Raw genomic sequence first — 15774 nt, forward strand, 5'->3', positions numbered from 1 at the left:
ATGTGATCAACCGCGCCAACTTGGGGATGGAAGTGATGCATGAACGTAATGCTCACAACTTCCCGCTTGATTTGGCGGCCGGCGAGCAAACTCCTGTTGCTTTGACTGCTCCTTCTATCAATGGTTAGGTTTTAGCGACTGCTTAAAAAAGCGCTCTCAGAAATGAGGGCGCTTTTTTGTTGGCTCGTAGTTAGGCTTTAGCTGCATCCCCCTTAAACCAAGTATTTAAGCCGGCAACACTTCCTCATAAATTTCTGCCATTGCCAGCGTCAAATCCACAGAATTTAACTGTAAAATATCATCTGTTTCTAATATTTCTAAGTTCCAAGTTCCCGTTTCGTTTTTCCGATAAATTTCTACTTTCATCTCCTCTTGGGAAACCAGGACATATTCCTGCAAACTCGATAAACTTTGATAATTGAGACGTTTTTCACGCCGATCTAAGGTTTCTGTGGACGGAGAGAGAACTTCCACAATTAAACAAGGACGGGTTTTATAATATTTTTCTGTATCTTGAGGATCGCACGTCACCATCACATCGGGATAGTAAAAGACATCGGCAGTATTGCTGGCAATTTCTATTTTAACTTTCATATCGGCAATGAAAGTTTTACACCCACTACCGCGTAAATAAGTCAGTAAAGAAGCATAGATATTGCCGGCAATGCGGTTGTGTTCCTCGCTACCGCCAGACATGGCGAAAATTTGACCACCGAGATATTCGTGGCGTCCTTTGCTACTTTCTTCGGATGTGAGGTAGTCTTCAGTAGAAATAAATGCCGACGCTAATTCCATAATTTCTTTGCCTAACTCTAGAGAATAGATTATTACACACTTAAATCAGCGCAATGCTAATCCTATTCCCGGCGGACTACTTTAATCCCAAAACTATTGATAGTGCCTTCTCCAATGAGGCAAACACATTTAAAGCTTGTGGTGCAGAAATTGCTTCGGTTGTGATCGAGGGTTTAGAAAGTGGTGAGCTAAAAACTAAGCCAACTATTCATACAGGAGATGCCGTACTGTACAGAGGCTGGATGTTACCATTAGCGCAATATGAGTTTCTGGTGCAAAGTGTTGAAAAAATGGGTGGCATGATGCTTATCAGCACCAGTGAATATGCGGCGGCTCACTACTTGCCCAACTGGTATCCGTTAATTTCGCACCTAACCCCTGAAACTCGATTTTATAAATGTGACGAAAATTTAGTGGATGCTTTAGAACAACTGGGTTGGGAAAAATTTTTTATAAAAGACCACGTAAAATCGCTTAAAACCTCTCTAGGCTCTATTGTCGAGACTCCACAAGATATTACGGCGGTGGTTCTAGAAATGCAAAAATTTAGGGGTCAGATTGAAGGGGGTTTGTGTGTTCGACGGATAGAAAATTGGGTGAACAATTCTGAGCAACGGTATTTTATTTGGCAGGGCAATGTTTACGCAGCAAAAGAAACAGTGGTCATCCCGGATTTGGTTAGAGAATGCGCCCAAATAATTCCTAGCTCTTTTTTCAGCATAGACGTAGTCGAAACCGTTGATGGAAGACAGCGCGTTGTTGAAATTGGGGATGGGCAAGTGTCGGATCTCGTGGGTTGGACACCAGAAGAATTTACCCGCATTTGGTTCTAATCTTTTGAGGGACGGTGAAAGAACTTCCACAATTACACAATGACGGGTTTTATAATATTTTTCTGTCTCTTGAGGGTCGTACGTCACCATCACATTGGGATAGTAAAAGCCCTCAAATTCTCTGCCGCACTGCTAATACCTGCTGGACAAATTCTGGATATTGCTCCTTCACCCATTTAGGAAATATCAAAAGTGGATCGTTTGTTATCTGGCGTTTTAAAAGTGAAATAATATCATCTACTTCATTGACTAAATCAAAGACAAAGATATCATAGGGCATTTGATTGTTGACATTGAAATCAAGATCAAGAAAGTGTTTGATATCAACATCTTTCCCCACACCCAAGACAAAAAACTTAACGGTATTGGGATTATCAATATTAGCGCAGGCTTTCGCAATGCAATTGATAAACTGCGGTTCATCATTAAATAAACCATCGGTATAGATAATAAAAAAAGCGCCCCGATTTTTTGGTTTGCCCTCACGCAACCAAGTATCTAAGCATTTTTCTAAAGTAGGGGCGATGAAGGTTGTTGTCTTCGGTTGATTCTCGCTAAAAATTTTCCAGACTTGGGAGGCATCGGCAATAGCAATGGGATTCGGTGCAACTTCATGCCGGCTGAAGAAATAAATCGAAACAGACTCACAAATTTGCTGTCCAACTTGTTTCACCGATTGCCAGCCGGCAGATAAAATTGAGGCGATATGTCCTTCTATCACTTCTTGCAAATATTGATAGCGAGTTTGGGTGCCGGTATCGGCATCTTTTCTCACCATTGACCCGCTTTGGTCAATTAAGATAAAAACGTCCCGGTTGTAAATGGTGGAAAACCGCAATTCATCCTTTTCCGCTGAGTTTTCACTTAAGGAAGTGGCGGAGCCGGCACAGTCTGTCCGCTGCAGCACTTGTGAATTGACTAATTCTGGCTTGTAACGATCAAACAATGCAATTAACTCTGGACGTTTGAAGCGACGTTCATCAGGAAAGTCATTGCGGATACCAAATTCTTTGCAAATATTTTCAATGTGTTTTCTAACCGTTGCTTCCGTAATTGTCAAAGCTTTGGCGATCTCTGCGTCAGTTTCGCCGGCTAACACCTTCAACAAAACCTGCTTGCGCCGATGAGGCAGCTTATCGAAGGCTTGATCGAACTGGTTGTGATTCATGCACTCTAAAATGGAGCCATGTCTTTTAGCATATCGCAAGCGCGAGCTACAGGTACGTTTTACCGCCCTACTTGTGAATCTTTTTACACAACTTCCGGATGTGTATGAGGCACAATGTAATTTTGAGATCTAGATACAAGCCGTTACACGGGCTACTAGATCCCGCGAATGGACACCCTATTCACTGACACTGTCAAAATGTTCCCACAACCTCTTTTAGGTATCGTCGAACAAGCCATCGCTTACAATCAGCGAGGACGAGTTAAATTTGACGGGACATACTGGCCGGCACGCTTCTACAATCCAGATTGTCAAGCGACTGTGTCGCCTAACCAGTTTGTGAGTGTCGTTGCACGCGAAGGCATTACGCTGCTGGTAGTCCCCATCGATCCGATAACTTTACCGGAATCTCCCATTGAACTGTCAGACAGTGAGGCAGCTTTTGCCGGCACTGACTCCGGGCGTCAGATGTACTGGGAAGAACGTTTAAGCCGACGGACTTCTGTTCCTGTATTTTAGCCACGGCTTTGTACAGGACATTCCAAGATTTTAGAGTATAGGGTGTATCTAACTGTGTCAAAGTATCATATCTTGGCGAAAAAGGCGGGCATTTAGCTCGCCTTTTGCAATTTCAGGGTAGCTGCCGGCCCGTAAAATGAAGAAATGACTTTTCAACCTCGTAAACGATTCGCTCAGCACTGGCTACAAAGTGAAAAGACGCTGCATCAAATCATCAGTGCGGCTGAGTTATCTCAAAACGACCGTGTCCTGGAAATTGGCCCCGGCACCGGCATCTTGACGCGCCAGCTGTTGCCCCTTGTCCAGTCTGCTGTCGCCGTAGAAATTGACCGCGATTTATGCCAACACCTAGCTAAACAGCTAGGGCAAACAGCAAACTTTTTGCTCCTCCAAGGCGATTTCCTTTCCCTAGAATTGGACGCCCTACTAAGCGCATGGCCGGCATTCCAACATCCGAATAAAGTTGTGGCCAACATCCCCTACAACATCACCGGCCCGATTTTAGAAAAACTTCTAGGCACCATCAACGCGCCGGCTGCCAAACCCTTTGATTCAATCGTGTTGCTGGTACAAAAAGAAGTCGCAGAACGACTTTACGCTCAACCAGGGTCAAGAGCTTTCGGTGCCCTTTCCGTGCGGGTGCAGTATTTGGCCACCTGCGAATTAATCTGCCCTGTGCCGGCTAAAGCCTTTCACCCGCCCCCAAAAGTAGACTCTGCTGTTGTGCGGCTGCGTCCCCGACACGTAGAGATGCCGGCAGACAATCCCCGCTTGATGGGTACATTAATTCAGCAAGGCTTCTCCAGCAAGCGCAAAATGTTGCGAAATAACTTGAAAGGGCTAATTGATCGCGATCGCTTGACCCACTTACTGGAACAATTAAAATTAAATCCCCAAGTCCGCGCCGAAGACCTCAGCGTTGCCAATTGGGTCGCCCTCAGCAACCAGTTAAACACTGGAGACTTATTGAACCGGCAAGATACAGAACACATTACGGAAGACACAGACTCAGCCCCTCTTCCCTAGCCCTTAGCCCCTCAAACGCCCCTCTCATGCAAACCTACACCCTGATCGCCCCAGCCAAAATCAATTTGTATCTGGAAATCATCGGCACTCGCCCGGATGGCTATCATGAACTGGCGATGGTATTGCAAAGTGTGGATTTAGCAGATCAAATTGCTGTGCGTGCCAATGGAACCGATGAAATTCGCATTCACTGTGATCATCCCCAAGTGCCGCTTGACAAAAGTAACCTGGCTTATCGCGCTGCCCAACTCATGGCTGAGCAGTTTCCAGATAGCTTTGAAAACTTTGGGGGTGCTGACATCACGATTCACAAGCACATCCCTGTGGCTGCTGGACTAGCCGGCGGCTCAACTGATGCCGCAGCAGTGCTGGTGGGGCTAGATTTGATGTGGGAACTGGGTTTGACGAGTACGGAATTACAAGAGTTGGGAGGCCGGCTGGGTTCTGATGTGCCTTTCTGCATTGCCGGTGGAACAGCACTCGCCACCGGCAGAGGTGATGCCCTTTCTCCCCTGCCGGATTTGACTCATTTGTATGTGGTGCTGGCGAAGTACCGCAGTCTGGAAGTATCTACAGCTTGGGCTTACCAGACGTTCCGGCAGCAGTTTAGCAATACTTACGTTTCTGACGTAAATACCCTCGAAAACCGCCGGCAGCGCGTCCACTCTGGGCCGATGGTAAATGCCATTGCCCATCGCGACGGCGCGAAAATTGGCCAGTTACTCCATAATGATTTAGAGCGCGTGGTGTTGCCGGCCTATCCGCAAGTGTCGCGTTTGCGCCAAACCTTCGAGCAGCAGCCGGTTTTGGGAGCGATGATGTCTGGTTCCGGGCCAACTGTCTTTGCGGTGGCGGAATCTCAAGCGCAAGCACAACAAGTTAAAGAAGCGGTGAAAGCGGCTGTTCCTGACCCTGATTTAGAGCTATGGGTGGCGAAGCTCATCTCCACTGGCATTCAACTAGCATCCCCCATAAAGTAGTGTTAGCACTTAGCCTGAAAGCGTTTTGAATTCTGGTTTGGGGAGAAGTGGGAATCAGGTATGAGGCATTGGGCACCCCTGTGAGTCTTTCCCATAAAGCGAGAATATAAGGAAAGCAAGAAATTTGTTTCGCTTGCGGCGTTGAGATGGGCTGCCCGATCCCTTGCCGGCTGAACAATGGGAGATTGGATAAAATGGTCTGTCTATGAACCCTGATGCGCTACAGATTTCAATCCTCAATTCTTTCCCTTACCTCCTAATAAAGCAATGACTGACCTGAACCCAACGCCCAATTCCCCTTCTTTAACCCCTGAGCAACCCAGTGTGCTACGCTGCATCACCGGCTCTTTAGTGTCCAGCGCCCTCGCCTTTGCCGGCTACCTGCTCACCAGCTCAATTGCCCAAAGCTTTGCAAATAAGCCAATTCACTCTGACAATGTTGCGGTTGTGAATATTTCATCGGCTGTGCGTACCCTGGTTGTGGGAATCAGCACGATGGCCACCGGCATCTTTGCGCTAGTGTCTTTGGGACTCATGGCTCTAGGAATTAAGATTCTGATTCAGCAGCTTGGCAAACAATCGGCACCGCCTTCAGATGCTCAATAGTTCTAAATGTTCTGCCATCAGGGATAATAATCCAATTTGGGTTCTAGTCAAGATCCCCAGGAGACGGTTGATTGGTGGAAAAAACCCCTAATAAGTACGAATATGCTTATCGAGATAGCAAACCGAGGTATCATCATCCCTATTTGATGACTCCGCTGCTGGAAATACTGTCTGCCCACAGCCAGGCCGGTGCTGCCCAGACGCGCGTGCTCGATCTTGGGTGTGGAAATGGCAGTCTCACCCATCTTGTGGCACAGCACGGGTATGAAGTTGTTGGTCTTGACAGTTCTGAACAGGGAATTGCTATTGCCCGTGAGAGTTTCCCAGATTGCAAATTTATCGAAGCAGATATTTACGATCTGCCAGATGCCGGTCTGATTAATTCATTTGATATTGTCATGGCAGTTGAAGTGATCGAACACTTATTTTATCCAAAAGAATTGGTCAGATACGCCCAAAAGTGCTTGAAACCGAACGGGTATTTAATTCTTAGCACGCCCTATCACGGCTACTTAAAAAACCTGATGTTGGCTGCTTCAGGAAAAATGGATGAGCATTTTACTGTTCTTTGGGATATGGGTCACGTTAAATTCTTCTCTGTGCCGACGCTTTCCACTTTATTAAAATCTGAAGGATATACTGATATTTCCTTCAGGTTTGCCGGTCGGTTGCCCTATCTTTGGAAATCAATGTTGTGTTCTTGTAAGCCGTCCTAGTCATTTGTAAACAGAGATTAGCCTTAAAAAGCTTTAAAAACCTGTTTGTTAAATCGCTCCTCATGACTTGCCGGCTGAATACTTGTAGGTTGGGTTGAGCGAAGCGCAACTCTCCGTTTCACTCCGCCCAACAGGCGCTCAACTAAAAGTTAACGATTACTCGCTCATCAACTTTTGGTCAATCAACCTGTCGTTAATGATGCAAAAAACGTTGAAATAACCTTGAGAAGACTAGTTACTCAACCTAATGCGTCAGGTTTTGAGCTTAATTCGATTGCTCTAATTTAATTTAGTAAAAATTGTTGAGTAGGATGCATAAGTCACGCACCCTACTAGCGAAGGATATTTTTTAACCGGCACTCTTGAACTTGAGGACCCAACAATTGAGATTGTTGGGAGATTTTGCCTCTGGACTGGAATTTTCCTGCAAAGCATTCAGCGCAAACAGTGATGGAGTGAATGAAAGATTGCGTAACCGAATGCTTGCTTATGTCATTGGGAAAAATTGACTGACATGAAGAATGCTTTCTCCGTGATCGGGAATCCAAGCAACCCACTCGCTATCGGAATGCCGGCACAGCAAAAGGGCTTCGTCAAAACTGAAAGAACTAGGAACCTCTAGGAGTGTCACCCACGTATTCGGCTGGAGTTCTTGTTGCCACTGATGCCTATCTAGGTGTCTTGCAGCGGGCCGAGGATAGGGACAGGACGGGATATTGAAGTTGGGTGTGCGGATGTCGAGTTTCATAAATTCCTCCTCGGGTTAACAGCACACCGCTAAGGCTTCCCGATCGGCTAGGATACTAAGCCGGCTTAGCAGTGGGCTAAAATCAATTGCGTTCTGTAACAAAGGATACAGAAAATATTTGATTCCTGACAACCAATTGTCTTAGAACTTTACAACCGCATCAGTGCTGCTCTTGTGGACGTGGCCCGAACTTATTTTTCACCGGCATCGCTGCAATCACTGCCGGCACTGGGTTTGAGGCGATCACCGACAGGCCGGCGCTCACAAATTTTGCTCTAATCAATGCGAACAAAAAATCATACAAAGCAAAAAGTTTTGCAATTCTTATTTTTCGCCGGAATTTTCCCCAAAGATTCCACAAACATTCCACAGGTAAGCAGAGCGTTTTCCACAATTTAGACAGAGTTTTCCACAGGGGGGAACGGTATCATCAACGCTTGATGCTGGATTGGGGATTTCTCAGACAACACCTGGAACCTGTGGCAAAAGTTGTTTTTGTGTAAAGTTATGTAACGAAAAATGCCCTAAAACACTGATTTTTTCGTAAACCTTTTTTTTGTATGAAGGCGGTTGTAACATTTCGCATCATTGACAACCCCACCCCCTGGTAGCGCAAAATGAACCGGCCTACCTAAAAATGCTCTCACCTGGACGGGCTTTGTTCGTCGCTTCTGCGTAGTGGAAGTGAAGGCAATCGCCGGCCCAGGGAAGGGAGAAAATAAGTAGCCGGCCTAAGGAGATTTTATGAACGCAAGCATCAGCATTCTGGCGGAAATTCCCGAAGAATTACACGAATCCCTCAAAAACTACTTGGACAGCCATCCAGACTGGGATCAAGACCGGGTTTTTTCTGCCGCTCTGTCACTGTTTTTGCTGCAAAATGGCAGTAGTGGCAGCCCTGAATCGTCACGAAGCTATCGTCAGGCTGCCCGCGTGTATCTTGAATCGCTGTTCAAACACCCGGTTTAAAACTTCATGGGGGTGCGTAAATTTTAGAGATTGGATTTTGGATCGCTCGCCACTCTAAAATCTAAAATCTAAAATTTAAAATTTTTTGCCAGAGTCATGCAAACAACTCAACCAGCCAATCCATCGAATGTCCTAGATACTCTGATTGTGGGTGCCGGCATTAGCGGTCTGAGTTTGGGCCACACCCTGCAAAACGACAAAGCGCCCACCGACAGCCGTCCTTGGAAAATTTTGGTAACAGAAAGCCAAGGACGGGTGGGAGGACGGATTGTGTCATCGTCTGGAGACGGCTTTCTTTGGGAAGAAGGGCCAAACAGTTTTTCCCCAACACCGGCACTGCTGAAACTGGCTGTGGATGTGGGCTTAAAAGACGAGTTGGTGTTCGCAGATCGCCGGCTGCCGCGTTACGTGTACTGGAAGGGTGAGTTGATCCCCGTGCCGATGAGTCCGCCGGCACTGGTGAAGTCCCACTTGCTGAGTTTATCGGGGAAACTGCGGGCGCTGATGGGTGCGCTGGGCTTTGTGCCGCCGGCAATGGGAGGCGAGGAAACCGTGGGGCAGTTCTTTCGCCGGCATTTGGGTGCTGAGGTGACACAGCGCTTAGTAGAACCGTTCGTTTCAGGGGTGTATGCCGGCGATCCCGATCAGTTGAGTGCGGCTGCTGCCTTTGGGCGGGTGGCGAAACTAACAGAAGTGGGTGGAGGGCTAATCGCAGGGGCAGTGCTGTCTCGCCGGCCAAAATCCCAGCCGGTTGTTACCGATCCCAACGTTCCCAAGACGAAACCCGGGGAGTTAGGGTCATTCCGAACCGGGATGCAAGCACTGCCCGAAGCCATTGCTAAAAAGTTGGGCGAAAATTTGAAACTTAACTGGCGTTTGTTGCAGTTGCGCCCCACCGACCGGCAAACTTATATTGCAGAATTTTCAACGCCGGAAGGTTCCCAACAGATTGAAGCTCGCAGCGTAGTGCTCACCACCCCCGCTTATGTCACGGCAGAGCTATTGCAGCCCCTACAACCCCCTATTAGCCATGCTTTAGAGGAATTGTCTTATCCGCCCGTTGCGTGTGTCGTCTTGGCCTATCCAGCGGACGCTTTTAAGGATAAATTGCAGGGGTTTGGGAACTTGATTCCTAGAGGTCAGGGAATTCGCACATTGGGCACCATTTGGGCTTCGAGTTTGTTTGCCGATCGTGCTCCGGAAGGGTGGAATTTGCTGATTAACTTTATTGGCGGCGCAACAGACCTAGAAATTGGGGATTTAGATCAAGCGCAAATTGTTGAGGCGGTGCATCAAGACCTTTGCCGGTCGCTGCTGAAAACGGATGTGCCCCCGAAGGTTTTGGCGGTGAATGTGTGGAAACGTGCGATCCCGCAGTATACCCTTGGCCATCACCGGCGTCTTGAGCAAATCGAGCAGGGCTTGCGGCAGTTGCCTGGTTTATATTTATGCGGAAACTACACCGACGGCGTTGCTTTGGGAGATTGCGTTCGCCGTGGCATAGATTGTGCCAGTGTTGTTGGGCAATATTTAGCCGTAAAAAATTAAAGCTTTTCTCAGTGTGAATTCTCCGGGGAAGGTAGGAAAAAAAGGTAATGGTAATTGGTTGGAGTTACCATTACCGCTTACCAAATCTCTTCAGTATTCTGTTGTGCCGGCAAGCAAGCTTAAAGGGCTGGCAGATGACATTTCCCTGAATGGAAGCCGGTGTGGGCGGGTGACTAAGGCCGCCGGCGCGTACAAAATTCGTGTCCCGATCAGGCACACTGGACGCGAAGGCAGCAACAAAGCTCATTCAACCTGTTGTGTTCCGGGTGCCCCAGGCAATTCAAACTTATAGCCGACTCCCCGCACAGTTTGAATCATCGAAGGCTGGTTAACATCCACTTCAATTTTGCGGCGGATTTGGCCAATATGCACATCGACTACCCGCTGATCCCCGACATAGTCGTAGTCCCAGACTTCTTGCAACAGTTCAGCACGCCGCCAAACTCGGTTGGGGTGGCTGGCCAGAAAATACAGTAGGTCGAATTCGAGCGCGGTTAAAGGCACCATCTCCTTGTTGAGTGTGACCTCACGCCGCACTGGATCGATGAACATCTGTCCCAAGGTCAGAATTTGCTGTTCTGCTGTGGTTACGGGGCGCTGGCGCTTTAAAATTGCCTGGACTCTGGCTGCTAACTCGACCAGGCGGAAAGGCTTGGTGATGTAGTCATCGGCACCTTGGGAAAATCCCTGGAGGATGTCAGACTCGTCTGTCCTGCTTGTCAGCATCAGGACAAACACACCTGTACGCTTTTGCATTTCTTGGCACAGCTGGTAGCCGGTGGTATCTGGCAAATTGACATCCAGAATCACAAGGTCTGGGTTAAACTGCTCAAACACCTCTAGGGCAGTCTTGCCGTTGTCGGCAGACTCCATTTCATAGCTCTGCTTGCTCAAGAAGCGATGAATTAAATTACGGATTGCAGGGTCGTCATCAACGACAAGAATCTTGGCAGGGGCCATGTCTACAACCTTGCTCTAAGAACTGGGCAAGAAGGATTTCTCAGACTGATGGCGAGCGCCAGGTGAAGCTCTGGCGGCAACTAAGCAACTCTGTAGGAGAGCGGCTCCCAGCATAGTCGTTTATCCAGCATTCTAGAAAATTATCGGCTGAAAGCCCATCGATCAAGGATCTTGACCGATTGACGCGAGTTTAAAACTTGTGTCTGGGTTTTACCGAAACTCCCTGGAAATTTTTGTATGCAAACCCTGATTTTACGGAAGTAAAGCTCAATTTACAACAGAATTCAGGCTGTGCAACAAGAAGATACAGGGAACTGAGCAGCCAACGGCGGTTGGTTTACTTTTACTAGGCAGTAAAAGGTTAAGCGCGAGACGCGTTTGGATGCCGGTTGTTATTTCACTTTGAAACCGCAACGACTTAAGCTGTGGTTGCGGGCCGGCACTTGGGCTGTGGATAGTAGGCAAAGTTACTTACCAGCCGCCCCAAGAGAAGTTGCCACCGGCTTTGAGGGATTTGCCTTCGCCTTAGCGCTGCCTAAGCTAAGCACTGCCGGCGGTTACACTCCCAAAAAGATTCGGCAGATTGTAACAAATTGCGAAGCCTCACTTAACCGCAACTTCTTTCTTAAGATGGCATTAGAAATCATACTTGATCAATACCCTTTTAAAGAGCGAAATGACGCCGAAAGCGGGGATCGAGGTGGTGTTTTTTCTGCCGGTTGCACCGGCTACACAGGGTTTGTAGGTTGCTGATGTCGTTGCTGCCGGCACGCGCGAGGGGGATAATGTGGTCAATTGTCAGTGATGTCTCTAAGTGTGTTTGACCACAGCTTTTGCACTGGTAACGATCCCGCTCAAAAACATATTTCCTCACTTCTGGGGGAATGGGAATTCTGGGTGTTTTAGTCATGGCTGTGCCGGTGGCGTCTTCTTGGAAAAATCATATCAAAAACCTAAATACCAAATCCCTGCCTTATTTCACGCCGGCATCTGGCATTTATTTATTTTCTTCTTTGCTCATTTGTCGAATCTCATCTAGGGGAGATCCAGTTTCGCCGGCTTCGGCTGTATTGGGTGCCGGTGTTTCTTCTATTTCGGGTTCATCTGGACAAAATTCCACAGTCAGTTTAACTCTAAATTTTCCGCTTTCCCAGCCGTCAGCCTTATATTTCAAAGCATAACATTCTATCCCTTCACCAAATAGTTTGTTTCTGATTGGTTCTGAAACATTTAATCTCTTTCTAGTTGCTAGGTTAAACTCTAAAGCAGTTAAATTTATTTAAACAAAGCCATTAGAGTTTAAATTTAACTCGCGCCCTAAAGAGTCTGCTTTAAAACACACAACCTCATGCTTTTCCAATGGCTTTAATTTATCGCTCATATCAATCCGTCCTCCCTAAATTACAAAAATGCCTGATGGATTAAGTCTTTCTATGGGTACGCAATTTTTGTGTATTATGCCACGTAAAATCGTGGCAAACTGTTAGTTTCAACGGCTCTCTTAAATCTTCATTTGCCGTATCTCATCAAGGGGTGAGCTTTCTTCGCTGGCAGCCGGTTCACTTGCCTGTGTTTCTTCTACCTCAACAGTTTCCGGGCAAAACTCTAAAGTAATTCTCACTTTGCCTTTTTGCCAATTTTTACCGGGTTGGAGTATTTTACAATCAATACCTTTACCAAACCAACTTTCCTTTTTTTCTGTCCAGTTGGATGAAGAGTATTGTCCCTTGACAAGTGGTAGAATTGCTGCAATAAATTCACTTATTGTAAAAGTGCGGTTGGTTAATAAAATTTGGTCTGAATAGATAGACACAACATCTTCACGATCTAGAGACTCAAACTTGTCTTCCATTTCTCTCATTGACATTTTCTCATCCTTCTTTATATTCAAACTCTCCAGCAGAGCTTCAATTTTTCTTTTTGACATTTTGTCGTCCTTCTCTATATCGGATTGATTGAATAGATATCCTGCAAATTCCTGCAAAAGTCGTTTTTTTTACCACAGATAAACACCGATGGTTTAACAACGGGTGTTTAAGATAAATTGGCACTTGGAGACTTTTGCAAGAAATTGAATTATTCTACTAGCGCTTCTACTAGCAGTTTTTGCTCGTTCGGAGGATTGGCTTCGGCAACTTCACCGGCAGTAATAAAATCATCTTTGAACTTAACCACCGGCAATTGATAGCGATCCAATTGCATCCCTTGTAAACACTGATTAATTCCGCCAACGGCTTCATTATAAGTATTGACAGTTTGCTGCAATTGTGTTTGATTTTTCTGATTTTGATCGAGTTGTTCTTGGGCTTCCTTTTCTAACGTTTTTTCGAGATGGGCGCGAGCGCGGTTGTATTGCTGTAAAATTGATTCTTCTTGCTCTTTTGCTAGGGGCAGCAAGTGAGTTTTGAACGTTTGATTGATTGTTTGGCGAAAAGCACTTTGAATGGTTTGTTTTACTTTGGGTTCAAAGTCCATTTTTAACAACTGACGAATTGCCGGCTCTGCCTCTACCATACTGGCGCAATCGTAAGCTTGAGAAGTTTGCTGCAAGACTTGACGGAATTGGTAAATTGAAAATGTGTTCTCGTCATAAAATCGAGCGCTTTCTCGCACATAACGATCACATTCTGAACTCGCGGCAGCGCGAATTGCATGCTGCACTTGCGTTTCCAAACTTTTAAATGCTTGCTCAACACCGGCATCTGTTCCAATTAGCCGGCACATCTGCCGGTAATACTCTTGATGGCGGATGCGATCCATTAAATAAACAAACCAATTGGCAATGACTTGTTGTGATTCTGCTACAAGAACTTCTTCTAATTCATTTGCCATGAAATAAAATGCCTCTACTAAAATCGCCAGGAGTGGCGCAGTAGAGTTGCGCGGATGAGTATGTGTTGCACGCCGGTAAGCTTCTTCAACAGAAAAAGTATTCAGAAGTTCATCCATGCGTGAAACCATTTTCACTTTGAGCTTGCGAAAATCTTCCTCAAAGATTGGACACTGATTGGTAATCGTCTCATTGACTTCCTGACTGATGTGTTCAATCAAAGCTGTACCAATTTGCCCTAATTCGTAATTCAGTTGCTCCAAACGCCGCGACTTTACACCCTCAATATTAATTGGTTGACTCTCCAACTCTCGGTGTTGCTCTAAATAAAGCCGGCGCAAGGCGACACACACCGGCTGAAGATCGTTTGCTAGCGCTTCAAAAAGTTGAGGACGTTTTTCTTCCTTTAAATAGCGAGTGATGCCGGTGCGGAATTCTTCTATTCCACTATCGGAAATAAGCTGATCAATTAGGGGTGAACCCTGTTCATTCAGAATTCTGGCATAATTCTCATTTGGGGTTTCGTAGCTGAAAACAGCAATCTTAAACTTATTGGGAGAAAGCTTGCCAGAGTTGGCACAATAGCGGTTAAATTCGTTGATAAATTGGGACGTTTCTTCCTGAATGCCGGTGCCTTTGACACTTTGGGCAAAAAGAGAATCTAACCCATAACGCTCTCGCTGGCTTGTTCCTTTGATTTGACTGCCATAAAATCCCAGCAATCCACTGGTTTTATAAACTCGGCTGTTGTCTCTAAACTGGGAATTAATCAAATCATCGAGTCGTTGGCGCAATTGAGTATTGTACCAAGTTTCATCGACTCGATTGAAAACATAAAAGACGCGATCCCGAATCCCTGGATTCTTCCGCATCTTTTCCAAAAGTTCTGTTTCTTCGGTTGTCATGTCTCCTTCGGATGCCGGTTTGAGTACGCACACGACAGCCGATGTTTCCGGATCTTCAATCTTGCGATAAGTAAGTTCCGCATCCTTCTTCACCGGCGCATCAATTCCCGGCATATCAATCAGCACGTTGCCATCTTGTAATAGCGGGTGATGGCAGTAATATTCGATTCGCTTTAAAACTGCACTATTGCTGCCGCGACGTGCGTAACCGGCAGCTTCTTTTAAATTGGAAAAGTCAAATTGCTCCATCGAAAACGTGTTACTGTGGGTTGGATGAATGCGCTCACTGTTATCCGCATAACCCTTCAGTAACAAAACTAGCGCTTTCGCTTGTTTCGCTCGCTCAGATTTACTTTCTCCACCTTCCAGCTTGATGATCGTTTCGCCTTTTTCAGTTAGCAATTCAATCGCTTCGCGCTGTTGAAGATTGGTTTCTGCTGTTAATCCCAGACGCTTACACAAAGCATCTGCCTGCTCTTTAATTTCTGTCTGACTTAAAAAGGTGAGAACGACTCGTTCTTTCTCGGCTTCAGCATATTCAATATAGCATTCGGTGCCGGTGGCGTGTCCTTCAGCGCTGTAGAGCAATTCTCGCTCTAGCAAGGCGTTGATCAGCATCGATTTGCCGGCACTAAATGCACCGGCGAAGACGATTTCAAATTTAGGAGAAATTGCTTTTTTCAGGGACGCCTGAACCCCGGTGATATCTTGCATCCGTAAGGACGGTTCTTGATTCAACAGATGCAGTAGACTATCAACCTGAGCTTGCAGATTTTCGCACTGAGGTAACAGTTGAGTCATATTTGTCCTGAAAGTGAAGAGGAACCAACGAGAGACAGATCGAATCTGAATTCTTTAATAGGTTGCCCAAAATTTGCTTGTCTCTACCCAGGAGTATGAACCAGGTTGAGAAAATTTCTGAAAAAATACAAAGTTACAAGTTTCTCTAAATTTTACGAAAAACTTCTAAGATTTAAATTTAATTCTATAAAAGTAAATAGAACGTGCTAAAATTGCTTTTCAATATTTATTCAGTTAAAAAATAAGGGCAAAAAATTAACTCGGATGCTGGAACTTGTCAAGCCGGCTTAGCAATAACGATATTAAACTTTGCAGTACATTGTGCTGACGTTTATAGTTCGGAAAAACATTCAGCCACGTCTTGAGCAAG

General features: G+C 46.0%; 17 protein-coding genes and 1 pseudogene. 10 read left to right on the top strand and 8 right to left on the bottom strand.

Annotated elements, in window-relative coordinates:
* Positions 1-128 (top strand): annotated as a pseudogene (locus H6F56_RS03645) (photosystem II q(b) protein); the annotation flags it as partial.
* A gap of 97 nt (positions 129-225) precedes the next feature.
* On the opposite strand, the gene H6F56_RS03650 reads toward H6F56_RS03645, so the two are convergent.
* A complete protein-coding gene (locus H6F56_RS03650; RefSeq protein WP_190665501.1) occupies positions 226-795 on the bottom strand; it encodes a Uma2 family endonuclease in 570 nt (189 codons plus the stop codon).
* 53 nt (positions 796-848) lie between these two features.
* Here H6F56_RS03650 and H6F56_RS03655 point away from each other — a divergent pair, with 53 nt between their 5' ends.
* Positions 849-1628 carry an ATP-grasp domain-containing protein gene (locus tag H6F56_RS03655; RefSeq protein ID WP_190665502.1) on the top strand — a complete coding sequence of 260 codons (780 nt, stop codon included), beginning with the start codon at positions 849-851 and terminating at the stop codon, positions 1626-1628.
* 112 nt (positions 1629-1740) lie between these two features.
* Here the strand turns inward: H6F56_RS03655 and H6F56_RS03660 are convergent, their stop codons facing one another.
* Complete coding sequence (locus tag H6F56_RS03660) at positions 1741-2796, bottom strand: LuxR C-terminal-related transcriptional regulator (RefSeq protein WP_190665503.1); 1056 nt, start codon at positions 2794-2796, stop codon at positions 1741-1743.
* Positions 2797-2964: 168 nt separating this feature from the next.
* Here H6F56_RS03660 and H6F56_RS03665 point away from each other — a divergent pair, with 168 nt between their 5' ends.
* The 5 genes from H6F56_RS03665 to H6F56_RS03685 all read left to right on the top strand — a co-directional run bounded on the left by H6F56_RS03665 (position 2965) and on the right by H6F56_RS03685 (position 6643).
* Entirely contained in the window at positions 2965-3315 is a 351-nt protein-coding gene (locus H6F56_RS03665; protein ID WP_190665504.1) for an NfeD family protein, read from the top strand.
* A gap of 144 nt (positions 3316-3459) precedes the next feature.
* On the top strand, positions 3460-4341 hold the full coding sequence (gene rsmA, locus H6F56_RS03670) for a 16S rRNA (adenine(1518)-N(6)/adenine(1519)-N(6))-dimethyltransferase RsmA (protein ID WP_190665505.1): 882 nt from the start codon (positions 3460-3462) through the stop codon (positions 4339-4341).
* Positions 4342-4367: 26 nt separating this feature from the next.
* Complete coding sequence (gene ispE, locus H6F56_RS03675; protein ID WP_190665506.1) at positions 4368-5321, top strand: 4-(cytidine 5'-diphospho)-2-C-methyl-D-erythritol kinase; 954 nt, start codon at positions 4368-4370, stop codon at positions 5319-5321.
* 267 nt (positions 5322-5588) lie between these two features.
* The gene (locus tag H6F56_RS03680) at positions 5589-5927 is read left to right on the top strand and encodes a DUF3082 domain-containing protein (protein WP_190665507.1); all 339 of its coding nucleotides are present in this window, start codon (positions 5589-5591) and stop codon (positions 5925-5927) included.
* 74 nt (positions 5928-6001) lie between these two features.
* Positions 6002-6643: a class I SAM-dependent methyltransferase gene (locus H6F56_RS03685; protein ID WP_190665508.1), complete on the top strand. Its 642-nt coding sequence runs from the start codon at positions 6002-6004 to the stop codon at positions 6641-6643.
* Positions 6644-7130: 487 nt separating this feature from the next.
* Here the strand turns inward: H6F56_RS03685 and H6F56_RS03690 are convergent, their stop codons facing one another.
* The gene (locus H6F56_RS03690) at positions 7131-7391 is read right to left on the bottom strand and encodes a hypothetical protein (protein WP_190665509.1); all 261 of its coding nucleotides are present in this window, start codon (positions 7389-7391) and stop codon (positions 7131-7133) included.
* Between the two features lie 744 nt (positions 7392-8135).
* On the opposite strand from H6F56_RS03690, the gene H6F56_RS03695 reads away from it, so the two are divergent.
* Positions 8136-8360 (top strand): DUF2811 domain-containing protein, encoded by a 225-nt coding sequence (locus H6F56_RS03695; RefSeq protein WP_190665510.1) that lies wholly within the window; start codon positions 8136-8138, stop codon positions 8358-8360.
* A gap of 96 nt (positions 8361-8456) precedes the next feature.
* On the top strand, positions 8457-9908 hold the full coding sequence (hemG, locus tag H6F56_RS03700) for a protoporphyrinogen oxidase (protein ID WP_190665511.1): 1452 nt from the start codon (positions 8457-8459) through the stop codon (positions 9906-9908).
* A gap of 243 nt (positions 9909-10151) precedes the next feature.
* Here hemG and H6F56_RS03710 read toward each other — a convergent pair whose 3' ends face one another.
* Entirely contained in the window at positions 10152-10868 is a 717-nt protein-coding gene (locus H6F56_RS03710; RefSeq protein WP_190665513.1) for a response regulator transcription factor, read from the bottom strand.
* 402 nt (positions 10869-11270) lie between these two features.
* Between H6F56_RS03710 and H6F56_RS03715 the strand changes: the two genes are divergently transcribed.
* On the top strand, positions 11271-11621 hold the full coding sequence (locus H6F56_RS03715) for a hypothetical protein (protein WP_190665849.1): 351 nt from the start codon (positions 11271-11273) through the stop codon (positions 11619-11621).
* Here the strand turns inward: H6F56_RS03715 and H6F56_RS03720 are convergent.
* The 4 genes from H6F56_RS03720 to H6F56_RS03735 all read right to left on the bottom strand — a co-directional run bounded on the left by H6F56_RS03720 (position 11533) and on the right by H6F56_RS03735 (position 15404).
* A complete protein-coding gene (locus tag H6F56_RS03720) occupies positions 11533-11778 on the bottom strand; it encodes an HNH endonuclease (RefSeq protein ID WP_190665514.1) in 246 nt (81 codons plus the stop codon). The genes H6F56_RS03715 and H6F56_RS03720 overlap by 89 nt on opposite strands.
* 87 nt (positions 11779-11865) lie before the next feature.
* Positions 11866-12147, bottom strand: coding sequence for a KGK domain-containing protein (locus tag H6F56_RS27255; RefSeq protein ID WP_190665817.1), 282 nt, complete (start codon positions 12145-12147; stop codon positions 11866-11868).
* Between the two features lie 222 nt (positions 12148-12369).
* Complete coding sequence (locus H6F56_RS03730; protein ID WP_190665515.1) at positions 12370-12795, bottom strand: KGK domain-containing protein; 426 nt, start codon at positions 12793-12795, stop codon at positions 12370-12372.
* Positions 12796-12944: 149 nt separating this feature from the next.
* Entirely contained in the window at positions 12945-15404 is a 2460-nt protein-coding gene (locus H6F56_RS03735) for a dynamin-like GTPase family protein (RefSeq protein WP_190665516.1), read from the bottom strand.
* Between the last annotated feature and the right edge of the window lie 370 nt (positions 15405-15774).

It is taken from the genome of Microcoleus sp. FACHB-672 (assembly GCF_014695725.1).
Taxonomy (GTDB): Bacteria; Cyanobacteriota; Cyanobacteriia; order Cyanobacteriales; family Oscillatoriaceae; genus FACHB-68.

Bases quoted from the DNA above. Each gene is read 5' to 3' on its own strand.
- H6F56_RS03655 (WP_190665502.1), top strand. From the start codon at position 849: ATGCTAATCCTATTCCCGGCGGACTACTTTAATCCCAAAACTATTGAT.
- H6F56_RS03680 (WP_190665507.1), top strand. From the start codon at position 5,589: ATGACTGACCTGAACCCAACGCCCAATTCCCCTTCTTTAACCCCTGAG.
- H6F56_RS03695 (WP_190665510.1), top strand. From the start codon at position 8,136: ATGAACGCAAGCATCAGCATTCTGGCGGAAATTCCCGAAGAATTACAC.
- H6F56_RS03735 (WP_190665516.1), bottom strand. From the start codon at position 15,404: ATGACTCAACTGTTACCTCAGTGCGAAAATCTGCAAGCTCAGGTTGAT.
- ispE (WP_190665506.1), top strand. From the start codon at position 4,368: ATGCAAACCTACACCCTGATCGCCCCAGCCAAAATCAATTTGTATCTG.
- H6F56_RS03710 (WP_190665513.1), bottom strand. From the start codon at position 10,868: ATGGCCCCTGCCAAGATTCTTGTCGTTGATGACGACCCTGCAATCCGT.
- H6F56_RS03720 (WP_190665514.1), bottom strand. From the start codon at position 11,778: ATGACTAAAACACCCAGAATTCCCATTCCCCCAGAAGTGAGGAAATAT.
- H6F56_RS03650 (WP_190665501.1), bottom strand. From the start codon at position 795: ATGGAATTAGCGTCGGCATTTATTTCTACTGAAGACTACCTCACATCC.
- H6F56_RS03660 (WP_190665503.1), bottom strand. From the start codon at position 2,796: ATGAATCACAACCAGTTCGATCAAGCCTTCGATAAGCTGCCTCATCGG.
- H6F56_RS03690 (WP_190665509.1), bottom strand. From the start codon at position 7,391: ATGAAACTCGACATCCGCACACCCAACTTCAATATCCCGTCCTGTCCC.
- H6F56_RS03730 (WP_190665515.1), bottom strand. From the start codon at position 12,795: ATGTCAAAAAGAAAAATTGAAGCTCTGCTGGAGAGTTTGAATATAAAG.
- H6F56_RS03665 (WP_190665504.1), top strand. From the start codon at position 2,965: ATGGACACCCTATTCACTGACACTGTCAAAATGTTCCCACAACCTCTT.
- rsmA (WP_190665505.1), top strand. From the start codon at position 3,460: ATGACTTTTCAACCTCGTAAACGATTCGCTCAGCACTGGCTACAAAGT.
- hemG (WP_190665511.1), top strand. From the start codon at position 8,457: ATGCAAACAACTCAACCAGCCAATCCATCGAATGTCCTAGATACTCTG.